The sequence below is a fragment of the Bradyrhizobium sp. OAE829 genome (genome assembly GCF_040546575.1).
GTDB lineage: Bacteria > Pseudomonadota > Alphaproteobacteria > Rhizobiales > Xanthobacteraceae > Bradyrhizobium.
On record NZ_JBEPOE010000001.1, the window covers coordinates 2,581,344 to 2,602,980 of the forward strand.

Here is a 21,637-nt window from a genome sequence, read left to right on the forward strand (position 1 = left end):
GCCAAAGGAAACCAAATTCTTACGAAAGCAGGCCGACAAGGCCGAGCGACGGGCGAGAGAGACTGCTGATGCAGAAGTCTCGGAAAACCTTTTGAACCTGGCAAGGACCTATCGCAGTCAAGCAGCTGAAGGGCGGAGCCAGGAAAAGAAGCGACGCTGACATCAATGCAAAGAGCACATCCGGCCTGACCGGTCGAGCCAAAGCTTGGCTAACAGCCGGGACGGCCGAAGTGACAAAAATTCTTTGAACGACCTCTTGCACGGCTAATTATTGCTTCCTAGGTCCTTTTCGCCCGGGGGCCGCTTGCCGGACCCGGTTTTTGGACATCGCTGAACTGACATGGAGGATGTGCATGCATTTCCGCCACTGCACGACCGCGTGCTGGTGCGCCGCATCGATGCCGAGGAGAAGACTGCCGGCGGCATTATCATTCCCGACACCGCAAAGGAGAAGCCGCAGGAAGGCGAAATCGTCGCCGCGGGCCCGGGTGGCAGAAACGAGCAAGGCCAGTTGATCCCGATCGACGTCAAGCCGGGAGATCGGGTTTTGTTCGGCAAATGGTCGGGCACCGAAGTGAAGATCGACGGTCAGGACTACTTAATCATGAAGGAGAGCGATCTTCTGGGCGTGATCGACAAGACCGGCTCGGTCAAGAAAGCCGCCTGACCACAACTTGCGAAGCCGACAGTCATTGAGGAGAGAGGAGCAACAAACATGGCTGCCAAGGAGGTGAAATTCTCCACCGACGCCCGCGACCGGGTGCTGCGGGGAGTGGATACGCTGGCGAATGCGGTCAAGGTGACGCTTGGCCCCAAGGGGCGAAACGTGGTGATCGAGAAATCCTTCGGAGCGCCGCGCATCACCAAGGATGGCGTGACCGTCGCTAAGGAGATCGAACTGGAGGACAAGTTCGAGAACATGGGCGCGCAGATGGTGCGCGAAGTCGCCTCCAAGACGAGCGACCTCGCGGGCGACGGGACCACCACCGCGACCGTATTGGCCCAGGCCATCGTCAAGGAAGGCGCGAAATCCGTCGCCGCGGGCATGAACCCGATGGATCTCAAACGCGGCATCGATCTTGCCGTCGAAACCATCGTTGATGATTTGAAGGCGCACGCCAAGAAGGTCACCACCAACGAGGAGATTGCCCAGATCGCGACCATCTCGGCCAATGGCGATATCGAGATCGGCCGTTTTCTTGCGGACGCCATGCAGAAGGTCGGTAACGACGGGGTTATCACCGTAGAGGAAGCCAAGAGCCTCGATACGGAGCTCGAGGTGGTCGAAGGCATGCAATTCGATCGCGGCTACGTGTCGCCCTACTTCGTCACTAATGCCGAGAAGATGCGGGTCGAGTTCGAAGACCCCTACATCCTGATCCATGAGAAGAAGCTGTCGACCCTGCAGTCCATGCTGCCGCTGCTCGAGGCCGTCGTGCAGTCCGGCAAGCCGCTGCTCGTCGTTGCCGAGGATGTCGAAGGCGAAGCGTTGGCAACCCTCGTCGTCAACAGGCTACGCGGCGGGTTGAAGGTCGCGGCCGTGAAGGCTCCGGGCTTCGGCGATCGCCGCAAGGCCATGCTGGAGGACATCGCGATCCTGACCGGTGGCCAGGCGATCTCGGAAGATCTCGGCATCAAGCTCGAGAACGTCACGCTCAAGATGCTCGGCCGCGCCAAGAAGGTGGTCATCGACAAGGAGAACACGACCATCGTCAACGGTGCGGGGTCCAAGAAGGACATCGAGGCCCGCGTCGCCCAGATCAAGATGCAGATCGAGGAGACCACCTCCGACTACGATCGCGAAAAGCTGCAGGAGCGGCTTGCGAAGCTGGCCGGCGGGGTCGCCGTGATCCGCGTCGGCGGGGCGACCGAAGTCGAGGTCAAGGAGCGCAAGGACCGCGTCGACGATGCGATGCACGCGACCAGGGCGGCAGTCGAGGAAGGCATCCTGCCCGGCGGCGGAGTTGCGCTGCTGCGCGCCTTGAAGGCGCTCGATGGCATCAAGACCGCGGATGCCGACCAGAAGGCCGGCGTCGACATCGTGCGCCGCGCGATCCAGGTGCCGGCGCGGCAGATCGTGCAGAACGCCGGCGAAGACGGCTCGCTGGTGGTCGGCAAACTGCTGGAGAACTCCAGCTACACCTGGGGCTTCAATGCCGCCAGCGGCGAATACCAGGACCTAGCCAAGGCAGGCGTGATCGATCCGGCCAAGGTTGTTCGCACCGCGTTGCAGGATGCGGCTTCCGTAGCGGCGTTGCTAATCACCACGGAAGCACTGGTCGCCGAGAAGCCGAAGAAGTCCGAGCCGGTGCCCGCCGCGCCGCCGATGGACTTCTAATCGAGACCGAGCCCAGCCGAGCGCGGCTTCCCGAGGGCGAGCTAAAACGGAGCGAATCGAAATAGCTCACCCTCGATCGGGCGCGGCGGCCTGATCTCGGAACCAATCCGCCGCCGCGGTATTCGCCGGAGGCCTCCAACTGCAATGAATGGGCATGCACCTGACGGACTAAGGCAATTCTCCGATCTGGCTTGGGTGCCCAATGCCGAACGATTAAAAGACCTATGCTCGTCCCCCGCCCATCAGCAAGCATGTGCACGGAAAACTCAGCACCATTCCACGTTGTCGATCCTGTAAGTACTAAAACCGGTAGGCGTCTGGACCTCCACGGTAGCGTTTTTGGTCTGTCCAATTAAAGCGCGGCCAAGCGGTGAAAAAACTGAAATCTTGCCCTTTTTTGCATCGGCTTCGGGCTCACCGACAATTTGCCATCGCCGCTTTTTGCGAGTTTCTTCGTCGATAAGTGTCACAGTTGCACCGAATTTGACGGTGTCGCCGGAGAGCCGGGAGACGTCGATTACTTCAGCCCGAGCAAGCTTATCCTGGAGTTCCGCAATGCGAGCCTCGTTGAGGTCTTGCTGAGATTTGGCGGTTTGATAAGCCGCATTCTCGGGCAGATTTGGTTCGTCCGCGATAGCTTCCCTGATGCGTTCCGCGATGTACGGCCTCTCCCGATGGCATTGCCCTAGCTCTTCTTTAAGAGCTGCGAAGCCTTCGCTTGTCATGGGCAGTTTGTTCATTGGCCATCCATAGCTTGAGGCATCGAGATACTTACAAGGCCGCTCACCGGCGGCACGGGCTTGGAAATTCACGGCCGAGGGCTCGGAATCGATTCCTGCCGAATAAGATGGTTCCTATGCTGAACAATTTACCGACGAAATAACTCCGACCGAAACGGCAAAAGCTCGACATTGCCCAAACTGGGCGGCAATTGACCTCGCTGGCGCCAGGCTTGCCGAGGTCCGGGCCGCATGAAGGACTTTACAGCGCTGGAAGCCCGCGGCCAATGGAACCAGACGACCCTAGGCACGCACTTCCTGTCGTTGAAAGGCGACATAGGCAACCGTGAACAACAGAATCATGGCGGCGACCAGCGCCGAAAGCTGGGGCCAGACGATCAGCGCGCTTTCCATCGTCGGCAAAGGCGCTCCGTACAGTGCGCCCTGAAGCTGCGACATGAACAATGGTCCAACCGAACGTGCTGCGGGATCAAGCAATATGGCGGTGATTTCAGCATACAGCGTTTGCGGTGAAAGCCGCGCGATCGATTGCTGAGCTTCGAATTGCGCGAGCACGGTGGAAGGATCCAGTGGATCCATTGGCGCAATGACGCCGGCCAGCAATGGTGCGATCATTCCCCAAAAGACCGTGAGAATCAGCCACACCGACAAGGCGGCGAGCGCCGACGTCGCCGGTGATCGAATGACAGCCGAAAATGTGATGGCGAGCGCGAGCCAAACGCCGGCGCAGGCCAACGTCGCTGCGAGATAGGCCAGACTGCGAACGACGTCGGCCGCCGTGGGCGGCAGCCCGAGAAACAGAATGCCGAGCCCGGTCATCAGCAGCCACAGCGTGAGCAGCGCGATGGCGATGACAAGAAGTGCTCCGAGAAACTTTCCGAACAGGACGGCGTCGCGATAGATCGGCTGTGCCAGCAGCCGGCTCATGGTCCGGCGGTTGTATTCGCCGTTAATCGCATCGAAACCGAGCGCGATGGCTACCAGCGGTAGCAGGAAGCCGAGAAACGCGGCAAATGAAGGTAACGGCTCGCGCGCGACCGTGAAAAGCTTCAGGAACAGGTAGGCGTCCTCGGCCGTGGTATCCTTGATGCGGCCGATCGCGCCATAGACCGCACCGATCGCCGTCAGCAGCACCAGGCCCATGATCAGGTGCATGCGGGCACTGGTCAAATGGTCGGCCGCTTCCTTGAGTGCAATAACGCCAACGCCGCGGAACGGAGAGCCCTCACGCACGATCATCGGGGAACCTCCCGGAAATACCGGCCATAGGCTTCATCGAGCCTCGCACGACGCAGGTCGAGGTTGCGGAGAGCGCCGCCTGCGGCGACGATCCGCTGCGCGAGCTGCGGCCGCACATCGCGCACGGCCTCGCATTGCCAATGCCCGTTCACCGCCATGACGCTCTTGACACCCTCGACGGTGGTAGCGAGCGCAGCCAAATCGATTCCCTCCGCCTCGACATCGATGACATACGTGCCACCGCCAATTTTTGACGCCAGTTCTTCGATCGTTCCGAAAAAGCCGATCCTGCCGTTGTTGAAAAGCGCGATCCGGTGACAGACGGTCTGAACAACGTCGAGCATATGCGATGACAGCAAGATCGTCATGCCATCGCGACTCAGCTTTTGGATCAGGTCAAGCAACTCTTGCGTCGACTGCGGATCCAGCCCTGAGGTCGGCTCGTCCAGAATAGCGATCCGGCATTGGCGCATCAGCAGTTCGGCGATGCCGAGCCTCTGCCGCATGCCGCGCGAATAGGTAGCGACCGGTCGGTCGGCGACCTCGAGCAGATGAACGGAGGCGAGCACACTGTCGATGCGTCCGTCCACGGCCCCGCGCGGGATGGCTGCAAGCCGAGCCATGTAGGCAAGGTTCTCGCGTCCCGTCATAATCTCATAGAAACCGACGGAATCCGGCAGATATCCGACATCGCGTTTCACCTCAAGCGGCCACCGCAACGGGTCCTTGCCGAGAATCCGGATGCTCCCCCGCGTGGCTTCGGTCAGGCCCAGCAACATCAGAATCGTCGTCGTCTTGCCGGCACCGTTCGGACCAAGTAGACCGATCACCTCACCGGCACGGACCTGCAGGTCGACGCCATCCACGGCAACATGCGGACCATATTGCTTGGCAAGACCTGTCGCTTCGATAACGAACTCGTCGCTCATCGCCGTCCATACCGCATCACTGCGCCGCCCAGGACCAGTACCGCAGCGGCAATGACGCCGAGTCCGGCAACGCCCCAAATCGTTGACGTTCGCACTGTCGTTCGAAATTGCACCGATTCGGAGAGGCCGCCGCCACCGCTGCGCAGCGTGACCATGTAGTCCCCGGCAACCGCCCGCTCGGAAGGCTTGATTTTTACGTTCACTTCTCGCGTCTGGTTCGGCGCGATGCTCGCGATCTGCTTCGGCTCGAAGGTGACGCTCCAGCCCGACGGGGGCGAAGCGGACATCTCGATGTCGGTCGCGGGCGCCGACCCACCATTGACAAGCGTAAAGGTGAAGTTCGATTCCTGTCCTGCAACGGCATCGCCAGAGAGGCGCTCCTGCGGGCCGACCATTCGCAGTTGCGGTTCTCCGGTGACTTCCAGGCTCAATGTGGCTTCGGCGGATTTGTCACCGCCCGACAGACGCACCGCGATCGGATAACGGCCGGCAGCCGCGGCGCGCGAAGGCACAATGTCGAGGGTGATGTTTTCGGAACTCCCTGCATTAATGGGAAGCCCGGTGATTTCCTCCGAGCCGTAACCTCGCTTGAACTTTGCCTGAAATCCCTCGGGCGTTCGCGCCGACAGGTTAAACAGCGACTGGTCGGAGCCGCCGTTGGTGGCCTTGATCCGGAAGGTGAAGGTCGAGCGAGGCGTGCCGCGCAGGGCCGGCAGCTCAGGTTCAAGCGTGAGCTTGCCGGATGCCGCTTCCGAAAGCCTGACGCTCAGAGGCAATGAGATCGTTTGCCCGTCCTGCCTGGCGTTGATCTTGAGCGCGAAGGTGCCGGCGGAGATACCGGCGGGTGGCTTCAGTTCGAGCGTAAGACGCTCGGTCTCATCGGGGCCCACCATCACCGCCGAGATTTGTCTCCCGCCGCCCTTGAATGCCGCTTCCCAGCCTTCCGGAACGCCCTCAAGGTCTAGCCCCAGCCGTTGCGGGGGCTGATGCGCGTTCCGGACGGAGATCTGGATTGATCCGGCCTCACCCGGCTTCAGCGAGAATTCGGGATGCGGGGTCGTGATCCAAAGGCCGGTAAGGGGTGGGGAAGTCTCTGCAGCCAGGGAGTCAGCTGGACCGATCAAAGTCGCCAGTACGACGAACAGAAGAAAGCGCGCGCCGTGCGTAAACGATCTCATGGTATCCTCATTTTGTCCTTCGGGGTAAACCGATCCCGCCTCTTATCGGGCACCCGCGGCTCTCTCCTTTCTTCCACGTTAGTGCGTTTTCATGCACGCAGCAGCATCGGGTGAAAGGCGTTGCACCCGGTAATTCGAATCGGCGATGTCATTGGCGGCCGGGACTTGAAGCCGCCGGACGACAAACGACTTAGGGCGCACGTTGCTTTCGTCAAGCCTGGCCGCGCGAACTTTTTGTCGCATCTCGAGCAGCTGCGCCCCTTCTTCCGGGCCTCGACGTCATCCCACGTGCGTCGTTGGCACCCTGCCAGGAGTCCTCGCGGCTCCTTCTCCCTAACCCCGCGTCCATCCTCCGGGACTCGTTCCCGCACCCCGCGCCGGCCACCGATAAGGCGAAAACTGAGCCAGCGCTGCGCCGATCGCTGCGGCGACATCCACTGCATCAATTCGTCGAGCAGCGGCACGGCGGTGAGCAAACTTGGTGCTATCACGCAGATCCAGAGGCACCGGGTACAAAAGTGGGACTGGCTGCACCCTCTCGCCGGTCTTGAAACCCAACGGCACGCTCCTAGTTCATCTGCTGTCGCGCGGCTGATTCGAGCGAACGGATGTAGAGCTGCTGCGCGCTGACCAGTTTGCTCAAACGAGATGAGGAATATGAGAATTTTGATTTCCGTCAGCCGGAGTTCGATGAGCATCAAAAGCGGTTCGCAGCATGAAGAATAATACCCGTTTCAACGTCGGCTACGCGATCGCGGCAGTCGCCGCGATCCTTCTCATACAGTACATCGTCTCGGCAACCAGCCAGGTCGCCGTCATCCCTTACAGCGAATATCAACAGTTGCTGAAGCAGGGAAAGGTCGCGACGGTCGGGATCTCCGATCGCATATTGCAGGGCACGCTGAAAGAGCCTTTGCCTAGCGGACAAAAGCAGTTCGTTACCACGCGCGTGGACCCTGGGATTGCACAGGAACTCGAGAAAGCCGGCGTTATCTTCACCGGTCAGATCGAGAGCACCTTTGTTCGCGACCTGTTGTCATGGGTCATGCCGGTGCTACTGTTCTTCGGCCTGTGGTGGTACATCGGCAAGCGAGCCGCGGAGGGCGGAGGCTTCGGCGGCGGGCTGATGGCAATCGGCAAGAGCAAGGCGAAGGTCTATGTCGAATCCAATACCGGCGTGACGTTCGCGGACGTTGCCGGCGTTGACGAGGCCAAGGACGAACTGCGCGAAATCGTCGATTTTCTCAAGAATCCGGCAGGGTATGGCCGGCTCGGCGGCCGGATGCCCAAGGGCGTGCTGTTGGTCGGGCCCCCCGGCACCGGCAAGACGCTCCTGGCGAAGGCTATCGCCGGGGAGGCGAAGGTCCCGTTCTTCTCGATCTCCGGCTCGGAATTCGTCGAGATGTTCATCGGCGTCGGAGCGGCCCGGGTTCGCGATCTCTTTCAGCAGGCGCACCAGAAGGCCCCCGCCATCATCTTCATTGATGAGCTGGATGCGCTCGGCCGCGCCCGCGGCATCGGGGCGTTCGCCGGCGGCCACGACGAAAAGGAGCAGACCCTCAACCAGCTCCTGGTCGAGCTCGACGGCTTCGACTCACGCTCGGGCCTGGTCATACTCGCCGCCACCAACCGCCCCGAGATCCTCGATCCGGCACTGCTGCGCGCCGGCCGCTTCGACCGCCAAGTGCTGGTCGACCGTCCGGACCGGAAGGGCCGCACCGAAATTCTCAGGGTGCACATGAAAAAGGTGCAGCTGGCGCCCGGTGTCGACGCCGAGGCCGTGGCGGCGATGACGCCCGGTTTTACCGGCGCCGACCTCGCCAATCTCGTCAACGAAGCCGCGCTGCTGGCAACCCGCCGCGGCGCCGATGCGGTCGCGATAGCTGATTTCAACAATGCGGTCGAGCGCATGACCGCGGGATTGGAAAAGCGCAACCGGCTGCTCAATCCAAAGGAACGCGAAATCGTGGCCTATCACGAAATGGGCCATGCCCTGATCGCGCTCTCATTGCCGGGCGTCGACCCGGTGCACAAGGTATCGATCATCCCAAGGGGGGTCGGGGCGCTCGGCTATACCATCCAGCGACCGATCGAGGATCGCTTCCTGATGACCAAGGAAGAGTTGGAGAACAAGATGGCGGTGCTGCTGGGTGGGCGCGCAGCGGAATTGATCGTCTTTGAGCATCTGTCAACGGGTGCGGCCGACGACCTTCGCCGCGTCACCGACATCGCCCGTAGTATGGTCACGCGCTACGGCATGTCTGAAAAGCTTGGCAGCATCGCCTATGATCGCGAGCCGGGCAATTTCCTCGCCGGTCCTGACCGGCCATATCCTGCGCGCGAGCGCGAATATGCCGAAGAGACCGCCGCCGCAGTCGATCATGAGGTCCGGGCCATCATTGATCGGGTATTTCAGCGCGCACAAAGTCTCTTGAAGGCCCGCCGCGCGATACTGGACCGGGCGGCACAGACCCTATTGGAAAAAGAAACGCTGGAGCAAAGCGACCTCGATACGCTGGTGCGGGAAACGCCCAAGGAGGGGCTAAGGGCCGTCTAGGCGATGCGAGCCGCACGCTGTGCGATGATTCATGTTTGGAGGGGGTCGTGACGACCACATTTCAGCGGATCTTGCTGGCCGCGATCATCGCTCTGACGATCGGATTTTCTTTACGCTCAAACGCGGAAGGAACTCGAGCTCGCGTCAACATATTCGGCTTGGGCTCCGAGCGCTGCGATATCCTTCAGTCAGTTGAGAGCCGCAAACGAGAAATCATTCTATGGATCGAAGGATTTTCGAGCGGGTTGAACTATGTGGCGGCGGCGAGTGATCAGAAACAATCCACCCCAGATACTGATATGATGATGGCCGAGGTGGAAAAGGCTTGCCGCCGAAAACCATCTCAGATTTTGGCGACGGCCGCCTGGACCGCGTTTCTGACGTTAAACGAAAGGTAAAGCGCGGAGTCCTTTCTTAAGAACGCCTTCTGCAGACGCCCGCCACCGGTGCCGAGCCGCTCGGTACGATTGGGCACGTCCCGCTGGATCAACCAGCCTCGGCGGGCCGGTCCCGCGTATCAGAAAAGCCGGACCAAGCGCACGGGAGAGCGACGCCGCATAGAAGGGCCATCGGAAAGAAGGCCGCAGCTCCGAACCCGGCATAGAGATTTCCTGACAACAATGTCAGCGCGGCTGTCGCCAAACCTGAGCCAAACGCATAAAGGGCTTGGGCCGTGCCCGCCGTGCCCGCTGGAACAAGTGTCGCCATCATGCGCATGCATGCAAGATGAAGCAGGGCGAAAGTCAGTCCGTGTAGCGGCTGTATAATCGAGAGCACTAAAACGGAAGCGCTCACGCCCTCGATGGACCACCGTATGATTCCAGCTGCGGCCGCCAGAGCAGCCGCACCACGCGCGCCGAACCGGTCGAGTAAGGAGGGACCAATTAAGAAAAACACGATGACTTCTGCAGCTACGGCTTCCGACCATAGCACGCTTATAACCGACGTATCGATGCCGGCAGCACTCCACCTGATCACGGCAAACGCATCGTGCATCGCATGACTACCGTAGACCAGAGCTGAAACCACAATCAGGATGCGAAACCGCGAGATCTTAAGAAGGCTATGCAGGGCAGCGAGAACGGTCGGTCCACCGTCACAACGTTGGGGCTGAGGGGTAACACGAGGCAGCAGGGCCGTTGCTCCAGCTGCCGCCGCCAATAGGGCCGCATTCATCCAGATGATCGGGGTGAGATCGTCTTGGCTGACTAACTGTCCGATGATCAGCGTTCCCAATACGAATGCCGCCGACCCGGAGCCGCGTATCCAGCCATATTCAAAAGGCCTGCCCGCGATCTGAGGCTTTGCTGCGTTAACTGACAACGCGTCGGCAATCGACGTCGTGGGCGCAAGTGCTGCAGCTTGAACTAAAGCTATAAGAAACAATAACCAAAAGCTATTTGCCAACGAGAATACAGCAGCCGTAGCGGCTGCCAGCGCAGCACAGGTCGCGAGCAGAAGCCGTAGTGATCCCAAAAGATCGGCCAGCATTCCTACCAGTGGGCCGGCGGCAAGGCGCACCAACATTGCAGCGCCTAGTATCAGACCGATTTGCTGAGCAGTCAGAGCTCTCGTTTCAAAAAACTTTGGCCAGAAGGGCGATGCCACGCCAAACGCAGCATACAGCGCGACGTAAAGAACGATATATACGATCGGTCCATTGATGCGCACGGCGCTACCCAAAGGCTCGTTCGTGGTGTGACACGAGACAGACCGCATACCAAATACATCAGATCTGCACAATTGCGCGGACGCATCTCTGTGAGTCCCCCCGGGGAGGCCCTGCCCTCGGGGCTGTGGCGATAGCTGGATTGGAGGATTTTCGGCTTCAGCGATCCGAACAGCCTGCGCGCGTTCCTCCGAGGATTGAAAGGACGCTCGCTCTTCCTAATTCAATAGACAGAACATCTTTTTGGGATGCTAGTAGTGCCGATCACCTCCAACCACGACCATCAATCATCAGGCGACGACGAATTGGAGTCCCTGATCCGCCGGGATTACGAGCGATGCCATCCCGGCGACACGTTTGATGATCTCAAGCGGCGGGCCGCGTTTTCAAAGGAGGATAGAGGACTGCTGCGAGACTGGATGGCGATAGCAGCGGCCTATAGGAAGAAATTGCGCGGCTGAATTCAGTCAAGCGTCCATGTTTTCAGCACCCCGACGCGGACGCCCTTTTCTGATGCGATCAGACTCTGAGGCAGGCGCCAATCAGAAGTGACTTTGGCAGTGGGCCAATCCATTGACACCCGCGCCCGCGCCGCGCCTCAAGGTCCCTCCGCTGCCTCTGTCGGCACGGGTTCGCGCGGCAAGGTGCCGCTGGTTGGCACGGCAACGCTCCCGTCTCATCCCGCCCAAGCGCGTCATTCCCGTGGCTAAAAGGTCAGGAGATGCCATTGGAACCTGCAATGGGCGATGAGACTTTATCCGATTTACGGGAGACCGAGAACAGTGCCCCATTCGGAAGCGCATAAGCTTCGCAGACAAGTCTCCACATTGTCCGAGTTCGGCAAGCAAGCTTTGCGCAGCGATGACATCGACGGTCTTCTACAAGAGGCAACTCGGCTTGTCTCCGACGCCATCGATGTTGAGCTGGTGAAAGTGCTGGAGCTTGTCCCGGGCGGCGAGAATTTGCTTGTCCGCGCCGGGGTGAACTGGAACCCCGGCGTGGTAGGCCACGCCGAAATACCTGCGCATGAGGGCTCGCCGGCTGGCTATGCCTTGCACACGAACCAGCCGGTGATCACCGAAGATACCGAAAGGGAAGTCCGGTTCGAAATTCCCGAGCTCCTGATCGAGCATAGCGTCAGGAGCACCGTTAATGTTGTTATTCGCGGCGAGAGCGGCCCATTCGGTGTGCTGGAGGTTGACTCGCGTCGGCTCCGCAAATTCGAGCAGGATGATATCGATTTCCTTCAGAACTACGCCAATCTGTTGGCTTCCGCTATCGACCGAGTGAGGATCCAGCGGGAATTGGCGGAGCGGGCGCTCAGGCAGGAAATGCTCGGTCACGAGCTTCAGCATCGCATCAATAACATGCTGGCGACTATCCAAGCCATTGCGCGGAGGACGCGCGCCAAGAGCCAGAACCTTGACGAGTTTGCAAAGGCGTTTGAGGACCGATTGGCTGCGATTGCGCGCACCCATGCTTTATTGAGCCGAACCCACACCAGCACGATTGATATCCGGGAGATTCTTTCGCAGGAGCTGTCGGTGCATGGCGCTGTCGAGGGCGAGAACCTTCAGCAGCGCGGTCCCAATATCTTGATCCCGGCAAAACAGGCCGAGGTGTTGTCGATGGCAATACACGAACTTGCGACAAACGCCGTTAAGCACGGCGCGCTGTCCGTGGAGAACGGTCGTATTGATATATCGTGGGATGCTCATGATCGAGGCCATGAAAAAGAGTTTCAACTCCACTGGCGGGAGCGAGCGAGCCCGATCGGGCACCAGCCGGCTCGGCGGGGTTTTGGTTCTGAATTTCTTGAGAAATCGATACCACATATGTTGCGCGGTCGATTCGAGCGAACGTTTGATTCTGATGGAATAGAATGCACGGTCTCATTCTTGTTGGACCAGAGCGATAAATGAGAAGAGCTGCATTTCATCAGACAACGAGGGGCGCTGTAGCGACACGCCTTGCAATTCGGGTCCCGCACCGCATGAAAAACACTCGGCAGACAGTCCGTGGTTATTCAGGCACCTGCTACAAGCCGAGCGCCTCTGATACCGTCAAATATGAATTGGACAGCAAGGGTGGCCAGAATGACGCCGGCAAGCCTGGCCAGCACGTTGGAACCTGTAGCCTTAAGCACCCGGTGCAAGACGTCGGTGAAGATCATCCCGCAGTACGTCAGCAAAAGGCAAAGCAGCATAGCTGCCAATACTATCGTCGAGGCGACCGGATCACCGCCGGCTTGGCCCATCAGTAGGACGACCGCCGTGAGGCCTGCCGGTCCGGCGATGACTGGAAACGCCAGGGGGAAAATCGCGATGTCGCCAGGCTCCAATGCCTCGCGCCGTTCAAGTGCAGTGAGCGAGGACAGGCCCGAGGGATGGGCGAAGATCATCTGGATTGCCTGCAACAACAGCAAGATGCCACCTGCAACTCGAAAGGCGTCCAGCGAAACCCGTAGTGCGCCTAACAGCCGGTTGCCGAAGAGTGCAAAACCCAACAGGACACTTCCGGCGATCAGCACGGCCTGCCACGCCAACCGAAACCGCTCAGGCCGGTGAACACCCGCCGTCAGGCCACCGAACACGATTGCCGTATCGATCGGTCCGATCGCTACAAATAGAGTTGCAAAGGCGGTTATCGTAAAATCAGAGAGCATGACGTGCGTATCGCGCGATGGGCGGAGAAGAGAGCGCGCAGCATTCGCGGCCAACAAAGGGAGGCCGGCAGAGTCTCCCTTCAGGCATCAGACTGTCACGCGGGGACTGCTCTGTTGCATATACCAAAGCCGGACAGCGGCGACAGCCGCCACCAGGATTCCGGCGATGACGTGGAGCGGTGTGACGGTTGGGTTAGACGAGAATTGCAGCACCCAAGGCGACACCGCGACCCAAACACCAGCGGCGAGAGTTAGCCACTCCTGCCACTCCGCAAACACTGCCAGCGCTGCTACCCCAAGCGCGGCGATCATGATGCCACTTAGCCAGGCGTTCCAGTTCATCGGGCTTTCGGCGGAGAAGCCCGCGGGGCAAGGCGAAAGGAACAGGCCCAGGCCAATCACAAGACTTATCACATCAGCAATCCTTTTTTTCCAGACGGTGTTCATGGCTACAGCTCCTCAGATAGCTCCTTTCACCCTCGACCCTAGATCAGTCAGACCCTGACGGCAGCCTGCATCACACTTGTGACATTAAAAGAACTAGAAGCGCTCGGCTTGGTTGCAAGGCCCCCTGTCGGCGCGCGCATTACGTTTTCAGTATCGTGCAAAGCCATCAAGCATGCGGCTGACCCGCCCAGGATTTGTCGAGGGACCGAGATTTGACCCGATTGAAACCGATGACCCGAGCAAGCGCGCCGTCTCCAGGCCTTTCGTACCTCTTGACCGCGCGCTGCTTCTTTAAAATCCACCGCCGCAAGGAATATTTGATCCGAACAGGCAATCACCGTGCCTGCCTGGCAGGCTGATGGTCGAACCTTCGCCGCTGGCGCTCAGGCGCAAAGCTTCAGCCAGGGAATGCCCCGCCAGCCACAACACAAGCCGCATAACCCGTCCCGCCGAAACCCGCTACGTTCTTTCGAATTTTCGAAGGAACATTTTGGGCGCCACGACATTTTGTCGACGCCGGCGGCATGCGCCACTTGGGAGCCGTTTCTGGGCCCAAGCGCATGGCCGGTAGCTCGAACCCCAACTTTGCTCCGTGGAGGAATTGGATGAGCACCCTTTCAATCGTATCGAATCTTCCCCCGCTTCACTCGGAAGGCGGGCTCTCCCGCTACCTCGCCGCCATTCGCAAGTTTCCGCTGCTGAATCCGGCCGACGAGGCGATGTACGCGCGCCGTTGGCGAGAGGACGGCGATCGCGAAGCGGCCTATCGTCTGGTGACCAGTCATCTTCGATTGGCTGCAAAGCTCGCTCTTCGATATCGCGGCTACGGCCTCCCCATTGCCGACCTGATCTCGGAAGCAAATGTTGGTCTGATGGTGGCGGTCAAGCGGTTCAAACCGGAAAAAGGCGTCCGACTCGCCACCTATGCAATGTGGTGGATCAAGGCTACCCTTCACGAGTACGTGCTAAAGTCCTGGTCCTTGGTAAAAATCGGCACCACGGCGGCCCAGAAGAAGTTGTTTTTCAAGCTACGGAAACTCAAGACGCAGATCTCGGCAAGTGAGGAAGCCGACTTGTCGCCGGAACAGGTCGATTACATCGCCGGACAGCTGCACGTCCTTCCCCGCGAAGTCGTCGAGATGAACGGCAGGATCCGGGGCGACATTTCGCTCAACCTGCCGCTTACCCAGCAGGATGGCTCGGAGCAAATGCAGGATTGCCTGGTTGATCCGTCGCCAGACCCCGAAACTCTGTTGTCCGAAGCAGTCGATCGCGAAAGGGTCCGGTCCGCGCTTGCGGACGCACTGGCGGCCCTCACTGCCCGCGAGCGTCACATCATCGAAGCACGCTTCTTGGCGGAGCAGCCGAGGACATTGGACGAACTTGGCCCCACCTTCGGCGTGTCGCGTGAACGGATTCGGCAGATTGAAGTTCGTGCGCTGCAAAAGATCAGAAACGCACTGAGCGTCCAGCTCGATGGAGCGCTCGTGCCGGTTGGTGAACGGCCCAGGGGATGAGGGAGAGACGGAATGAGGATTGCGCAGATAGCTCCGCTATTCGAGAGTGTTCCGCCTCGGCTCTACGGCGGAACGGAGCGGGTCGTTTCATACCTGACCGAGGAACTTGTCCGGCAGGGGCATCAGGTGACCCTGTTCGCGAGCGGCGATTCCATCACCTCCGCCGAACTGGTGCCTTGCATCCCGCGCGCGCTGCGGCTGGATCCGAGCGTTCGCGATGGCCTGCCCCACCATATGGTCATGCTCGACAAGGTGGCCGAGCGCGCCGGCGGTTTTGATGTCCTGCACTTCCACATCGATTACCTGCATTTCCCGCTCTTCCGTTCCGAGCGCGGCAGGGCCTTGACTACCCTGCACGGCAGGCAGGACCTGGCCGACCACATGCCGTTCTACAGCCGGTTCTCCAACATGCCGTTGGTTTCGATTTCAAATGCGCAGCGGGGTCCGCTGCCGGGGGCAAGCTTTGTCGCAACCGTCCATCATGGACTGCCGGTCGATCTCCTGGCGCCGAACTTCGATGCGAGAGGCGGCTATCTTGCCTTCCTCGGCCGCATCTCCCCAGAGAAACGGCCCGACCGCGCGATTGCAATTGCGCAGCAAGCCGGTCTTCAGCTCAAAATCGCGGCAAAGGTCGATAAGGCGGACGAAGTCTACTTCCGTGACGTCATTGCGCCGATGCTAAAGGGACCGGGAATTGAGTTCATCGGCGAGATCAACGAGAACGCCAAGAGCGAGTTTCTCGGCCAGGCGGCCGGACTGCTATTTCCGATCGACTGGCCCGAGCCGTTCGGGCTGGTCATGATCGAGGCCATGGCATGCGGCACGCCGGTGCTCGCATTTCGCTGCGGATCGGTCCCGGAGATTATCGAGGATGGGGTGACGGGATGCATCGTAGCTGACGTTGACCAAGCCGTTAGTGCCATTCCCAATTTGCTGACGCTCGACCGCAGGATCATCCGTTCCCGGTTCGAGGACCGCTTCTCTTCTGCCCGCATGGCGGCCGATTATGTCCGGGTCTACCAGAAGATAATACAAAGACACGTAGCGTCGGACCGGCAGCTTTCGGCACGCCCCGCACGTTCGGGGACACCAATCGACACGGCGTCGAGGCAGGTTCCCGAGGCACTACGTACGGGCAACTGAAAACGCTAGCAGCACGCTATCGTCTGTTCCCGCCTGATCTTGCGGGAGCAATGTGAGCGGCGACTGACAAGCCCGCCGCGACTTCGGATCGCACACTGGACACGCCGCAGGGCTCCCAATCGATCAGAGTGCCCGGCAGTCGAACGAGTCAGTCCAACAACTGGCGTTTTCCAGCAAGCCAAATCCATGGCGATGGTAGCCAGCAACGCAAGGGACTCCACAGGAGTGGATGGAGAAGGAAAGTCGGCCCGGCTGGACAAGTGGACCGTCATCTCGGAGCCGAGCCCGTTGTGCTGATGGCGGCCCTGACCTGAGGGCCGACAAGACCACACAGCCCGAAACGGAATGAGGCTAGGCTGGGCCCCTACTCGTGGGCTTTTTCTGCGACTGTCGCGGCTTGGTCGGTTAACACCTTCTCTCCTTTGGGGGTAAGCTCGTAAAGGTCACCGTTCTTCACGACATAACCTTCGATGATGAGATCGTCGACCTGTCCCTGCTTATCATCGGCAAAAGCGATTGACTGGCCGATATCCGAAATAATGGCGATCTGCTCGTCTGACAGCATGCGCTCCTCCTTTAGGCTGGAACGCCGTTGCGGGACGCAGGTTCCTGTTACGGCTCGAGGCCTACCGTCCCCGTACATGTCGGGGCAAGAAAAACACAGACTCCTGACAAATCCGCCTGCCCAGGTTCTCGCGAGCGGCTGGACGACAAGCCAATAGACGACAAGCCAATAAAGGATATGAAGGACCGATTTGATCCGCGGGCAGTAAACGGCGCGACCGAAGAGCCTCTTCCGAGGGCTCTCTCATAGGAACCGGCTTTCCGTCTTGCGTTAGTCATCCTCGAATTCCTGGGGCTTATCGATGGATTTTTCCCGTAAGATTCTCAATTCACCTCTTTTTCGTGCCGCCGCAAACGCCCATCAAGTCACGAAACGGCCCATCGAGAATAAAGCCCGAGAGCTGGGATCCCACCTTCGGCAACTTGCCCAAGGCCTGCTGAAGCTCCATAGGACGGGGATGCAGGCAAATGCGGTGCTCATTGAACGCTCGTCGTCTCCCCCGAACTAACGCCAGTCGGGCCGCAGGAGCGGAATTGGGATGCGCTCGCGGACTGAGCGCATCTGGCGGAATCGTTGGTCTACTCCGGGAACCTATCACGACTGCTTCTGCGAGATGCGACGGCATTTTGGGCATCCGGTTGGGGCTGCCCTTCCGGCCCGAAATTACAGATACGGATGGACCCGCAGCCTTTCCCAAGCGTTTCAAATTTCGACACCAGTGCATGGTAAAAAAATATGGGTGCGTGGGCGGAGTCGACCGAGGCATATCTCGACAGGAAGTATGAGGAGCTCAAGCTATTAAACAGCTGCCTGCGAAGGCCTTTGTCACTAATCCGCCCACGATCGATCGGCGAAGTGATCGGCAGCAAATTTCAGTTCACAGCTTCGATCAGGGCAGAACACGAGCTCGAAGCTTGGACGGCAACGGAAACAGCCTGGTCCTCGCTTGACCGTGGCCGATTTGGGCCATTCCATTTCAAATACGACTACCAACGTGCGGATCTGGAGGTGGAAGGCCCATCCTTCTACGACTTTAGCGGCGAGTTCACCTGGGACACCGTCTACACCGGGTCGGGGATGGCCGCGATCTCGGGCCTCTTGTTGGCGTCGGCACATGTTTTGGGCCGAGCAGACGTTTTGATTTTACCTAGCACCTACGGCGAGAGCCTTGAATTGATCGACCGCTATGCCGGCCACCTTCGGAAGGTCGTGGTTAAGGGCGGGCTGGATAATAAACCCGCCGGGGCTGGCATCCGCCGGATTCTCTTGCTGGATTTTTGCGCCCCCGACGGCGCATTCGAAGCGACGCTTCGTAGCGCAGGACGATCATTGGATCTTCTTGTTTTCGATACGACCTGTTTTGCGGGTAGCTCGGGCCGGATTCGGCGCGTTCTACGCTGGGCTCGTCAATGGAACATCTTCACAGTGATGGTGCGCAGTCACAACAAACTAGACTCGCTGGGGGCGGAGTATGGTCGATTGGGCTCCGCTTCCTTCGTACATCCTGCAAGCGGCGTTGCAGCGCCAGATCCCAAACTCAACGATTTGCTTTCCGAGACAAGGAACGCAATCCGTCTGTTCGGCGGAGCTGCTCTTCCGGCACATTTTCCACCCTATATTGGAGCCGATTCCTACCGGTCATTGACGAGCAGGAGGGTCGCGACAATCTTGCGCAACTCGCGCCGCACCAATCGATATTTCAGGTCTGCTCTGAAGGCTCCGGTTCGTGAACTCCATTTCGCTCATGGTCTCTACGTAACCCTGAGCAGCAGGCAGCCGCTGAATGAAGCGGTTGCGAGGTCGGCAGCTGCAAGGATGGCCGAGGATCTCGGACGAGCAGGCTTTCCGATCCGGCACGCTGGAAGCTTCGGCTTTGATTTTGCAGCCGTGGAATGGTTCCGGGACGTGTTGACGGAAGATTACAGTGTCCGCATCGCGGTACCCGATCTCCCGACGAAACAGTGGGACGATCTCACAATGGCAATCGCGCGTTGGTGGTTGGCCAACCTGCAGTAGCATTTCGACTCAGCGAGTCCGCTCTGCCCGGCTTTCTCCCGACACCGTTGGATGGTACGCCCGGCCGAGGAACCATGGCGGAATTCTCACGTTCCTTGGACATGGCCAAGCGGATTCGAAAAGTCGAGATCATCGAAAATGAAGAGGGCCGCAGCCTGCTGAAGGTCTATACAGACGGTAGCGAGGACAGAACGCCAATCGTGAAAGAGGAGAAACCGAAGAAGCGGCTTTCGTCAAAGATCGCATGGTACCGCGATTTGAGAACGGGTCGTCGAATATTCTACTAGCCAGATAGCCGACTTCGAAGCCGCCTGCCTTGATTCGGGTGTCAGACACCTACGGACGCCGTTCCGCACGGGAGCAGCCCTTCTCGACTATAGGCCTGTCGCCGCCGCCAGCGAGTTCCAGCACCGCTTTCCTGAGTGCATCCGGCACACTATCGTCATCCAACGTCCAGCCGATCAATATCCGCGCGTTCGGAGCCGGTGTCGCGTCTGGCAACCAATCGGCCGGCTAATCGTCTGGTCGGCATCATGGGGCTCACTGATGTGGTAGCCAGCAGCCCCCCTCGATAAGTCGCTCCCGCTCGGATTTCGAACATGGTTCGATTCCGGTCGAGCGATGATGAAGTCGAAAATGACATGGTGCGAGGCTGGCCGCCGGGGCCTGCGATTTATTTTCCAAGCCGATACCGCACATCAGTTTGCTGTATTCCTGCTGGTATAGCCTGCAATCAAACATGAAACCCTATGCAAACTCAAATAGTTATGGCACTAGGCTGTTGTCGGCCAGGGGACCGACACGGCTGTTCAAGCTCGTTCTAAAGCGTCCGCAACCGCCCGCGAAGTGCTCGCCTTGAAAAAATGCACTTCCCCGTACATCGGTGTTCGTCATCCGATCCCAGAAGGTGGAGAAAGTCAAACGCGGCAGGATCGTCGCGGTGCACGACCCCAAGACCATCGAGGTGCTTGAGCTCCGCGTCGGCTACGTCAAGGATCGCTTCGGCAAGCTGTGCAGGCAGGACATCAAGCGTCCAGGCGGCTGCTTGGCATTGACGCCAAGACTGATCATTGTGCCCACGGATTCCGGACCACGTTCTCGACTCTGTCTCACCACGAAGAGATCAAGGACGCCAAGGACGGGATGGCGATGTCGTCGAGCTACAGCTCGCGCATCTCGATAACTCTACTGTAGAAGGTCTCCACAAGAAGCACGGACCGTTCGCGCTAATCGGCTCGCGGACGAAGCTGATGCAACATTGGGCCGATCGGATCGACCAATGGCTCGGCCCCAAGAAGGTGATGCCGATCAAGGGAGCCGCGCAGGAATGAGGCAACCTCTCGTCTCGCTGGTTAAAGTTGCCCCACGGAAGTGATGATTTGCTATTCGACACTGAAATGGGATGCCTCACTGCGGAGGCCGCAGCTCGATGCCGTAGCGCGCATAGATCCGCGCGATGGTGCCATCGGCCAGCAGGGCCTCGATCGCCGCATCGACACGCGCGCGCAGCTGGTCGTCGGGGCGAAGCAGCCCGGCGGCAATATTCCAGTTCAGATCCTGATCGTCGCCGAACGCCGGAATCAGGCGCAACGGCTTGTCGGCGTGCTGCAGGTTGAACCAGCCGACCGTCATCGGCGTGACGGCGGCGGCCTCGATCTCGCGATTGGCGAGCGCTGCTACGATATCGTCCTCGAAGGCGAACGGAGACGTGGCGGCGCCGCCCTTGGCGAGCGTCATCGAGACCACCGAGCCGACCGGTACCCCGACCCGCTGGTCGGAACCGAGACCGGCCAGCGAGGAGGCCTGTGAATCGCCGCGCACCGCGAGCACGACGCCGCTGCGATGGTAAGGCCGCGACGTCCGCACACCGCCGGCGGGCTCCGTATCCTTGCGGGCGATCACGTCGAGCACGAGGTCGCAGTCGGCGCGGCGATACTGGATCGCGCTGATCACCCACTCCCGCGTCAGCTTGACTCCGAGTTGCTGTGCAATTTTTTCGCCGAGTTCGATCTGAAATCCCGGGACAGGTCCGGACTTGCTGGCAAACGGCAGCGCGTTGGGGCTGGCGCAGAGCGTCAACGCACCGCGCTCGATGACGGCTTCCAGCGAGCGGGCATCCGCCGGTGCGTTCCAGAGCATCAGCAACGCGAGACCTGCCGCGCATCGCGAGAGGCGATATCGCGGTTTCCACGCCGCTTTAGTCATCAAGCCCTCGAATGTAGGCCAGGATCGCGATGATCTGGCCGTCACTGAACACCGAACCATAGGCGGGCATGGCGCCGACCTTGCCCTTCTTGATGCGCTCGATGAGGTATTCGTCGCTGCGCTCGGACTTCGACAGCTTCGGACCCCTGCCCGCATGGCGGCCGCCCTCCTGGTGACAGAAGCCGCAGGTGGTGGCGAACATTTTCCCGCCCTCGATGTCATCAGGCGAGGCTTCGGCTTGCGGCAGCGGATTTGCAGCCTGTTGGGTAAACGCGGCGGTCGACAGAAATGGCCAGACGATGGCCGAAACAACTAGCAACGGTATTCGCATTCCAGCATCCGTATTGATCGCAAGAGCGACAATGTATTGATCGCAAGAGCGACAACGCATTGATCGCGAGAGCGGCAAGGTCTTGACCGGCCAGGGCG

General features: G+C 59.7%; 20 protein-coding genes. 10 read left to right on the forward strand and 10 right to left on the reverse strand.

Going from position 1 to position 21,637, the window contains the following annotated elements; genetic code table 11:
* Nucleotides 1-340 precede the first annotated feature (340 nt).
* Together groES and groL are read left to right on the forward strand one after the other, a co-directional pair.
* Nucleotides 341-667, forward strand: a complete 327-nt coding sequence (gene groES / locus ABIE49_RS12550) for a co-chaperone GroES (protein ID WP_502915902.1) — start codon at nucleotides 341-343, stop codon at nucleotides 665-667.
* A 48-nt stretch (nucleotides 668-715) separates the two neighbouring features.
* Entirely contained in the window at nucleotides 716-2,338 is a 1,623-nt protein-coding gene (gene groL, locus ABIE49_RS12555; protein WP_354066793.1) for a chaperonin GroEL, read from the forward strand.
* A gap of 266 nt (nucleotides 2,339-2,604) precedes the next feature.
* Here groL and greA read toward each other — a convergent pair whose 3' ends face one another.
* The 4 genes from greA to ABIE49_RS12575 form a co-directional block, all read right to left on the reverse strand.
* Nucleotides 2,605-3,078 (reverse strand): transcription elongation factor GreA, encoded by a 474-nt coding sequence (gene greA / locus ABIE49_RS12560; RefSeq protein ID WP_192740807.1) that lies wholly within the window; start codon nucleotides 3,076-3,078, stop codon nucleotides 2,605-2,607.
* A 282-nt stretch (nucleotides 3,079-3,360) separates the two neighbouring features.
* Complete coding sequence (locus ABIE49_RS12565) at nucleotides 3,361-4,317, reverse strand: ABC transporter permease (protein ID WP_192740808.1); 957 nt, start codon at nucleotides 4,315-4,317, stop codon at nucleotides 3,361-3,363.
* Complete coding sequence (locus ABIE49_RS12570; RefSeq protein WP_192740809.1) at nucleotides 4,314-5,246, reverse strand: ABC transporter ATP-binding protein; 933 nt, start codon at nucleotides 5,244-5,246, stop codon at nucleotides 4,314-4,316. Before ABIE49_RS12570 ends, ABIE49_RS12565 begins: the two co-directional genes overlap by 4 nt.
* The gene (locus ABIE49_RS12575; RefSeq protein WP_192740824.1) at nucleotides 5,243-6,424 is read right to left on the reverse strand and encodes an NEW3 domain-containing protein; all 1,182 of its coding nucleotides are present in this window, start codon (nucleotides 6,422-6,424) and stop codon (nucleotides 5,243-5,245) included. The genes ABIE49_RS12570 and ABIE49_RS12575 overlap by 4 nt, the downstream gene beginning before the upstream one ends.
* 715 nt (nucleotides 6,425-7,139) lie before the next feature.
* Between ABIE49_RS12575 and ftsH the strand changes: the two genes are divergently transcribed.
* Nucleotides 7,140-8,981: an ATP-dependent zinc metalloprotease FtsH gene (gene ftsH, locus ABIE49_RS12580; RefSeq protein ID WP_192740810.1), complete on the forward strand. Its 1,842-nt coding sequence runs from the start codon at nucleotides 7,140-7,142 to the stop codon at nucleotides 8,979-8,981.
* Between the two features lie 47 nt (nucleotides 8,982-9,028).
* Nucleotides 9,029-9,379, forward strand: coding sequence for a hypothetical protein (locus tag ABIE49_RS12585; protein WP_192740811.1), 351 nt, complete (start codon nucleotides 9,029-9,031; stop codon nucleotides 9,377-9,379).
* A gap of 88 nt (nucleotides 9,380-9,467) precedes the next feature.
* Here ABIE49_RS12585 and ABIE49_RS12590 read toward each other — a convergent pair whose 3' ends face one another.
* On the reverse strand, nucleotides 9,468-10,652 hold the full coding sequence (locus ABIE49_RS12590) for an MFS transporter (protein WP_192740812.1): 1,185 nt from the start codon (nucleotides 10,650-10,652) through the stop codon (nucleotides 9,468-9,470).
* A gap of 255 nt (nucleotides 10,653-10,907) precedes the next feature.
* On the opposite strand from ABIE49_RS12590, the gene ABIE49_RS12595 reads away from it, so the two are divergent.
* Nucleotides 10,908-11,111, forward strand: a complete 204-nt coding sequence (locus tag ABIE49_RS12595; RefSeq protein WP_354066794.1) for a hypothetical protein — start codon at nucleotides 10,908-10,910, stop codon at nucleotides 11,109-11,111.
* A 366-nt stretch (nucleotides 11,112-11,477) separates the two neighbouring features.
* On the forward strand, nucleotides 11,478-12,572 hold the full coding sequence (locus tag ABIE49_RS12600) for a sensor histidine kinase (protein ID WP_192740814.1): 1,095 nt from the start codon (nucleotides 11,478-11,480) through the stop codon (nucleotides 12,570-12,572).
* A 104-nt stretch (nucleotides 12,573-12,676) separates the two neighbouring features.
* On the opposite strand, the gene ABIE49_RS12605 is transcribed toward ABIE49_RS12600, so the two are convergent.
* Both ABIE49_RS12605 and ABIE49_RS12610 read right to left on the reverse strand, forming a co-directional pair.
* Complete coding sequence (locus ABIE49_RS12605; protein WP_192740815.1) at nucleotides 12,677-13,315, reverse strand: MarC family protein; 639 nt, start codon at nucleotides 13,313-13,315, stop codon at nucleotides 12,677-12,679.
* 87 nt (nucleotides 13,316-13,402) lie between these two features.
* The gene (locus ABIE49_RS12610) at nucleotides 13,403-13,762 is read right to left on the reverse strand and encodes an SPW repeat protein (protein WP_192740816.1); all 360 of its coding nucleotides are present in this window, start codon (nucleotides 13,760-13,762) and stop codon (nucleotides 13,403-13,405) included.
* A 605-nt stretch (nucleotides 13,763-14,367) separates the two neighbouring features.
* On the opposite strand from ABIE49_RS12610, the gene rpoH reads away from it, so the two are divergent.
* Together rpoH and ABIE49_RS12620 are read left to right on the forward strand one after the other, a co-directional pair.
* On the forward strand, nucleotides 14,368-15,279 hold the full coding sequence (gene rpoH, locus ABIE49_RS12615; protein ID WP_192740817.1) for an RNA polymerase sigma factor RpoH: 912 nt from the start codon (nucleotides 14,368-14,370) through the stop codon (nucleotides 15,277-15,279).
* A 12-nt stretch (nucleotides 15,280-15,291) separates the two neighbouring features.
* Nucleotides 15,292-16,422: a glycosyltransferase family 4 protein gene (locus ABIE49_RS12620; RefSeq protein ID WP_192740818.1), complete on the forward strand. Its 1,131-nt coding sequence runs from the start codon at nucleotides 15,292-15,294 to the stop codon at nucleotides 16,420-16,422.
* Between the two features lie 364 nt (nucleotides 16,423-16,786).
* Here ABIE49_RS12620 and ABIE49_RS12625 read toward each other — a convergent pair whose 3' ends face one another.
* The gene (locus ABIE49_RS12625) at nucleotides 16,787-16,987 is read right to left on the reverse strand and encodes a hypothetical protein (protein WP_192740819.1); all 201 of its coding nucleotides are present in this window, start codon (nucleotides 16,985-16,987) and stop codon (nucleotides 16,787-16,789) included.
* 735 nt (nucleotides 16,988-17,722) lie between these two features.
* Here ABIE49_RS12625 and ABIE49_RS12630 point away from each other — a divergent pair.
* A complete protein-coding gene (locus ABIE49_RS12630) occupies nucleotides 17,723-19,003 on the forward strand; it encodes a hypothetical protein (RefSeq protein WP_192740820.1) in 1,281 nt (426 codons plus the stop codon).
* Between the two features lie 74 nt (nucleotides 19,004-19,077).
* On the forward strand, nucleotides 19,078-19,290 hold the full coding sequence (locus tag ABIE49_RS12635) for a hypothetical protein (RefSeq protein ID WP_192740821.1): 213 nt from the start codon (nucleotides 19,078-19,080) through the stop codon (nucleotides 19,288-19,290).
* Between the two features lie 1,120 nt (nucleotides 19,291-20,410).
* Here the strand turns inward: ABIE49_RS12635 and ABIE49_RS12640 are convergent.
* Both ABIE49_RS12640 and ABIE49_RS12645 read right to left on the reverse strand, forming a co-directional pair.
* The gene (locus ABIE49_RS12640) at nucleotides 20,411-21,208 is read right to left on the reverse strand and encodes a substrate-binding periplasmic protein (protein ID WP_354066795.1); all 798 of its coding nucleotides are present in this window, start codon (nucleotides 21,206-21,208) and stop codon (nucleotides 20,411-20,413) included.
* Complete coding sequence (locus ABIE49_RS12645) at nucleotides 21,201-21,539, reverse strand: c-type cytochrome (protein ID WP_192740822.1); 339 nt, start codon at nucleotides 21,537-21,539, stop codon at nucleotides 21,201-21,203. Before ABIE49_RS12645 ends, ABIE49_RS12640 begins: the two co-directional genes overlap by 8 nt.
* Between the last annotated feature and the right edge of the window lie 98 nt (nucleotides 21,540-21,637).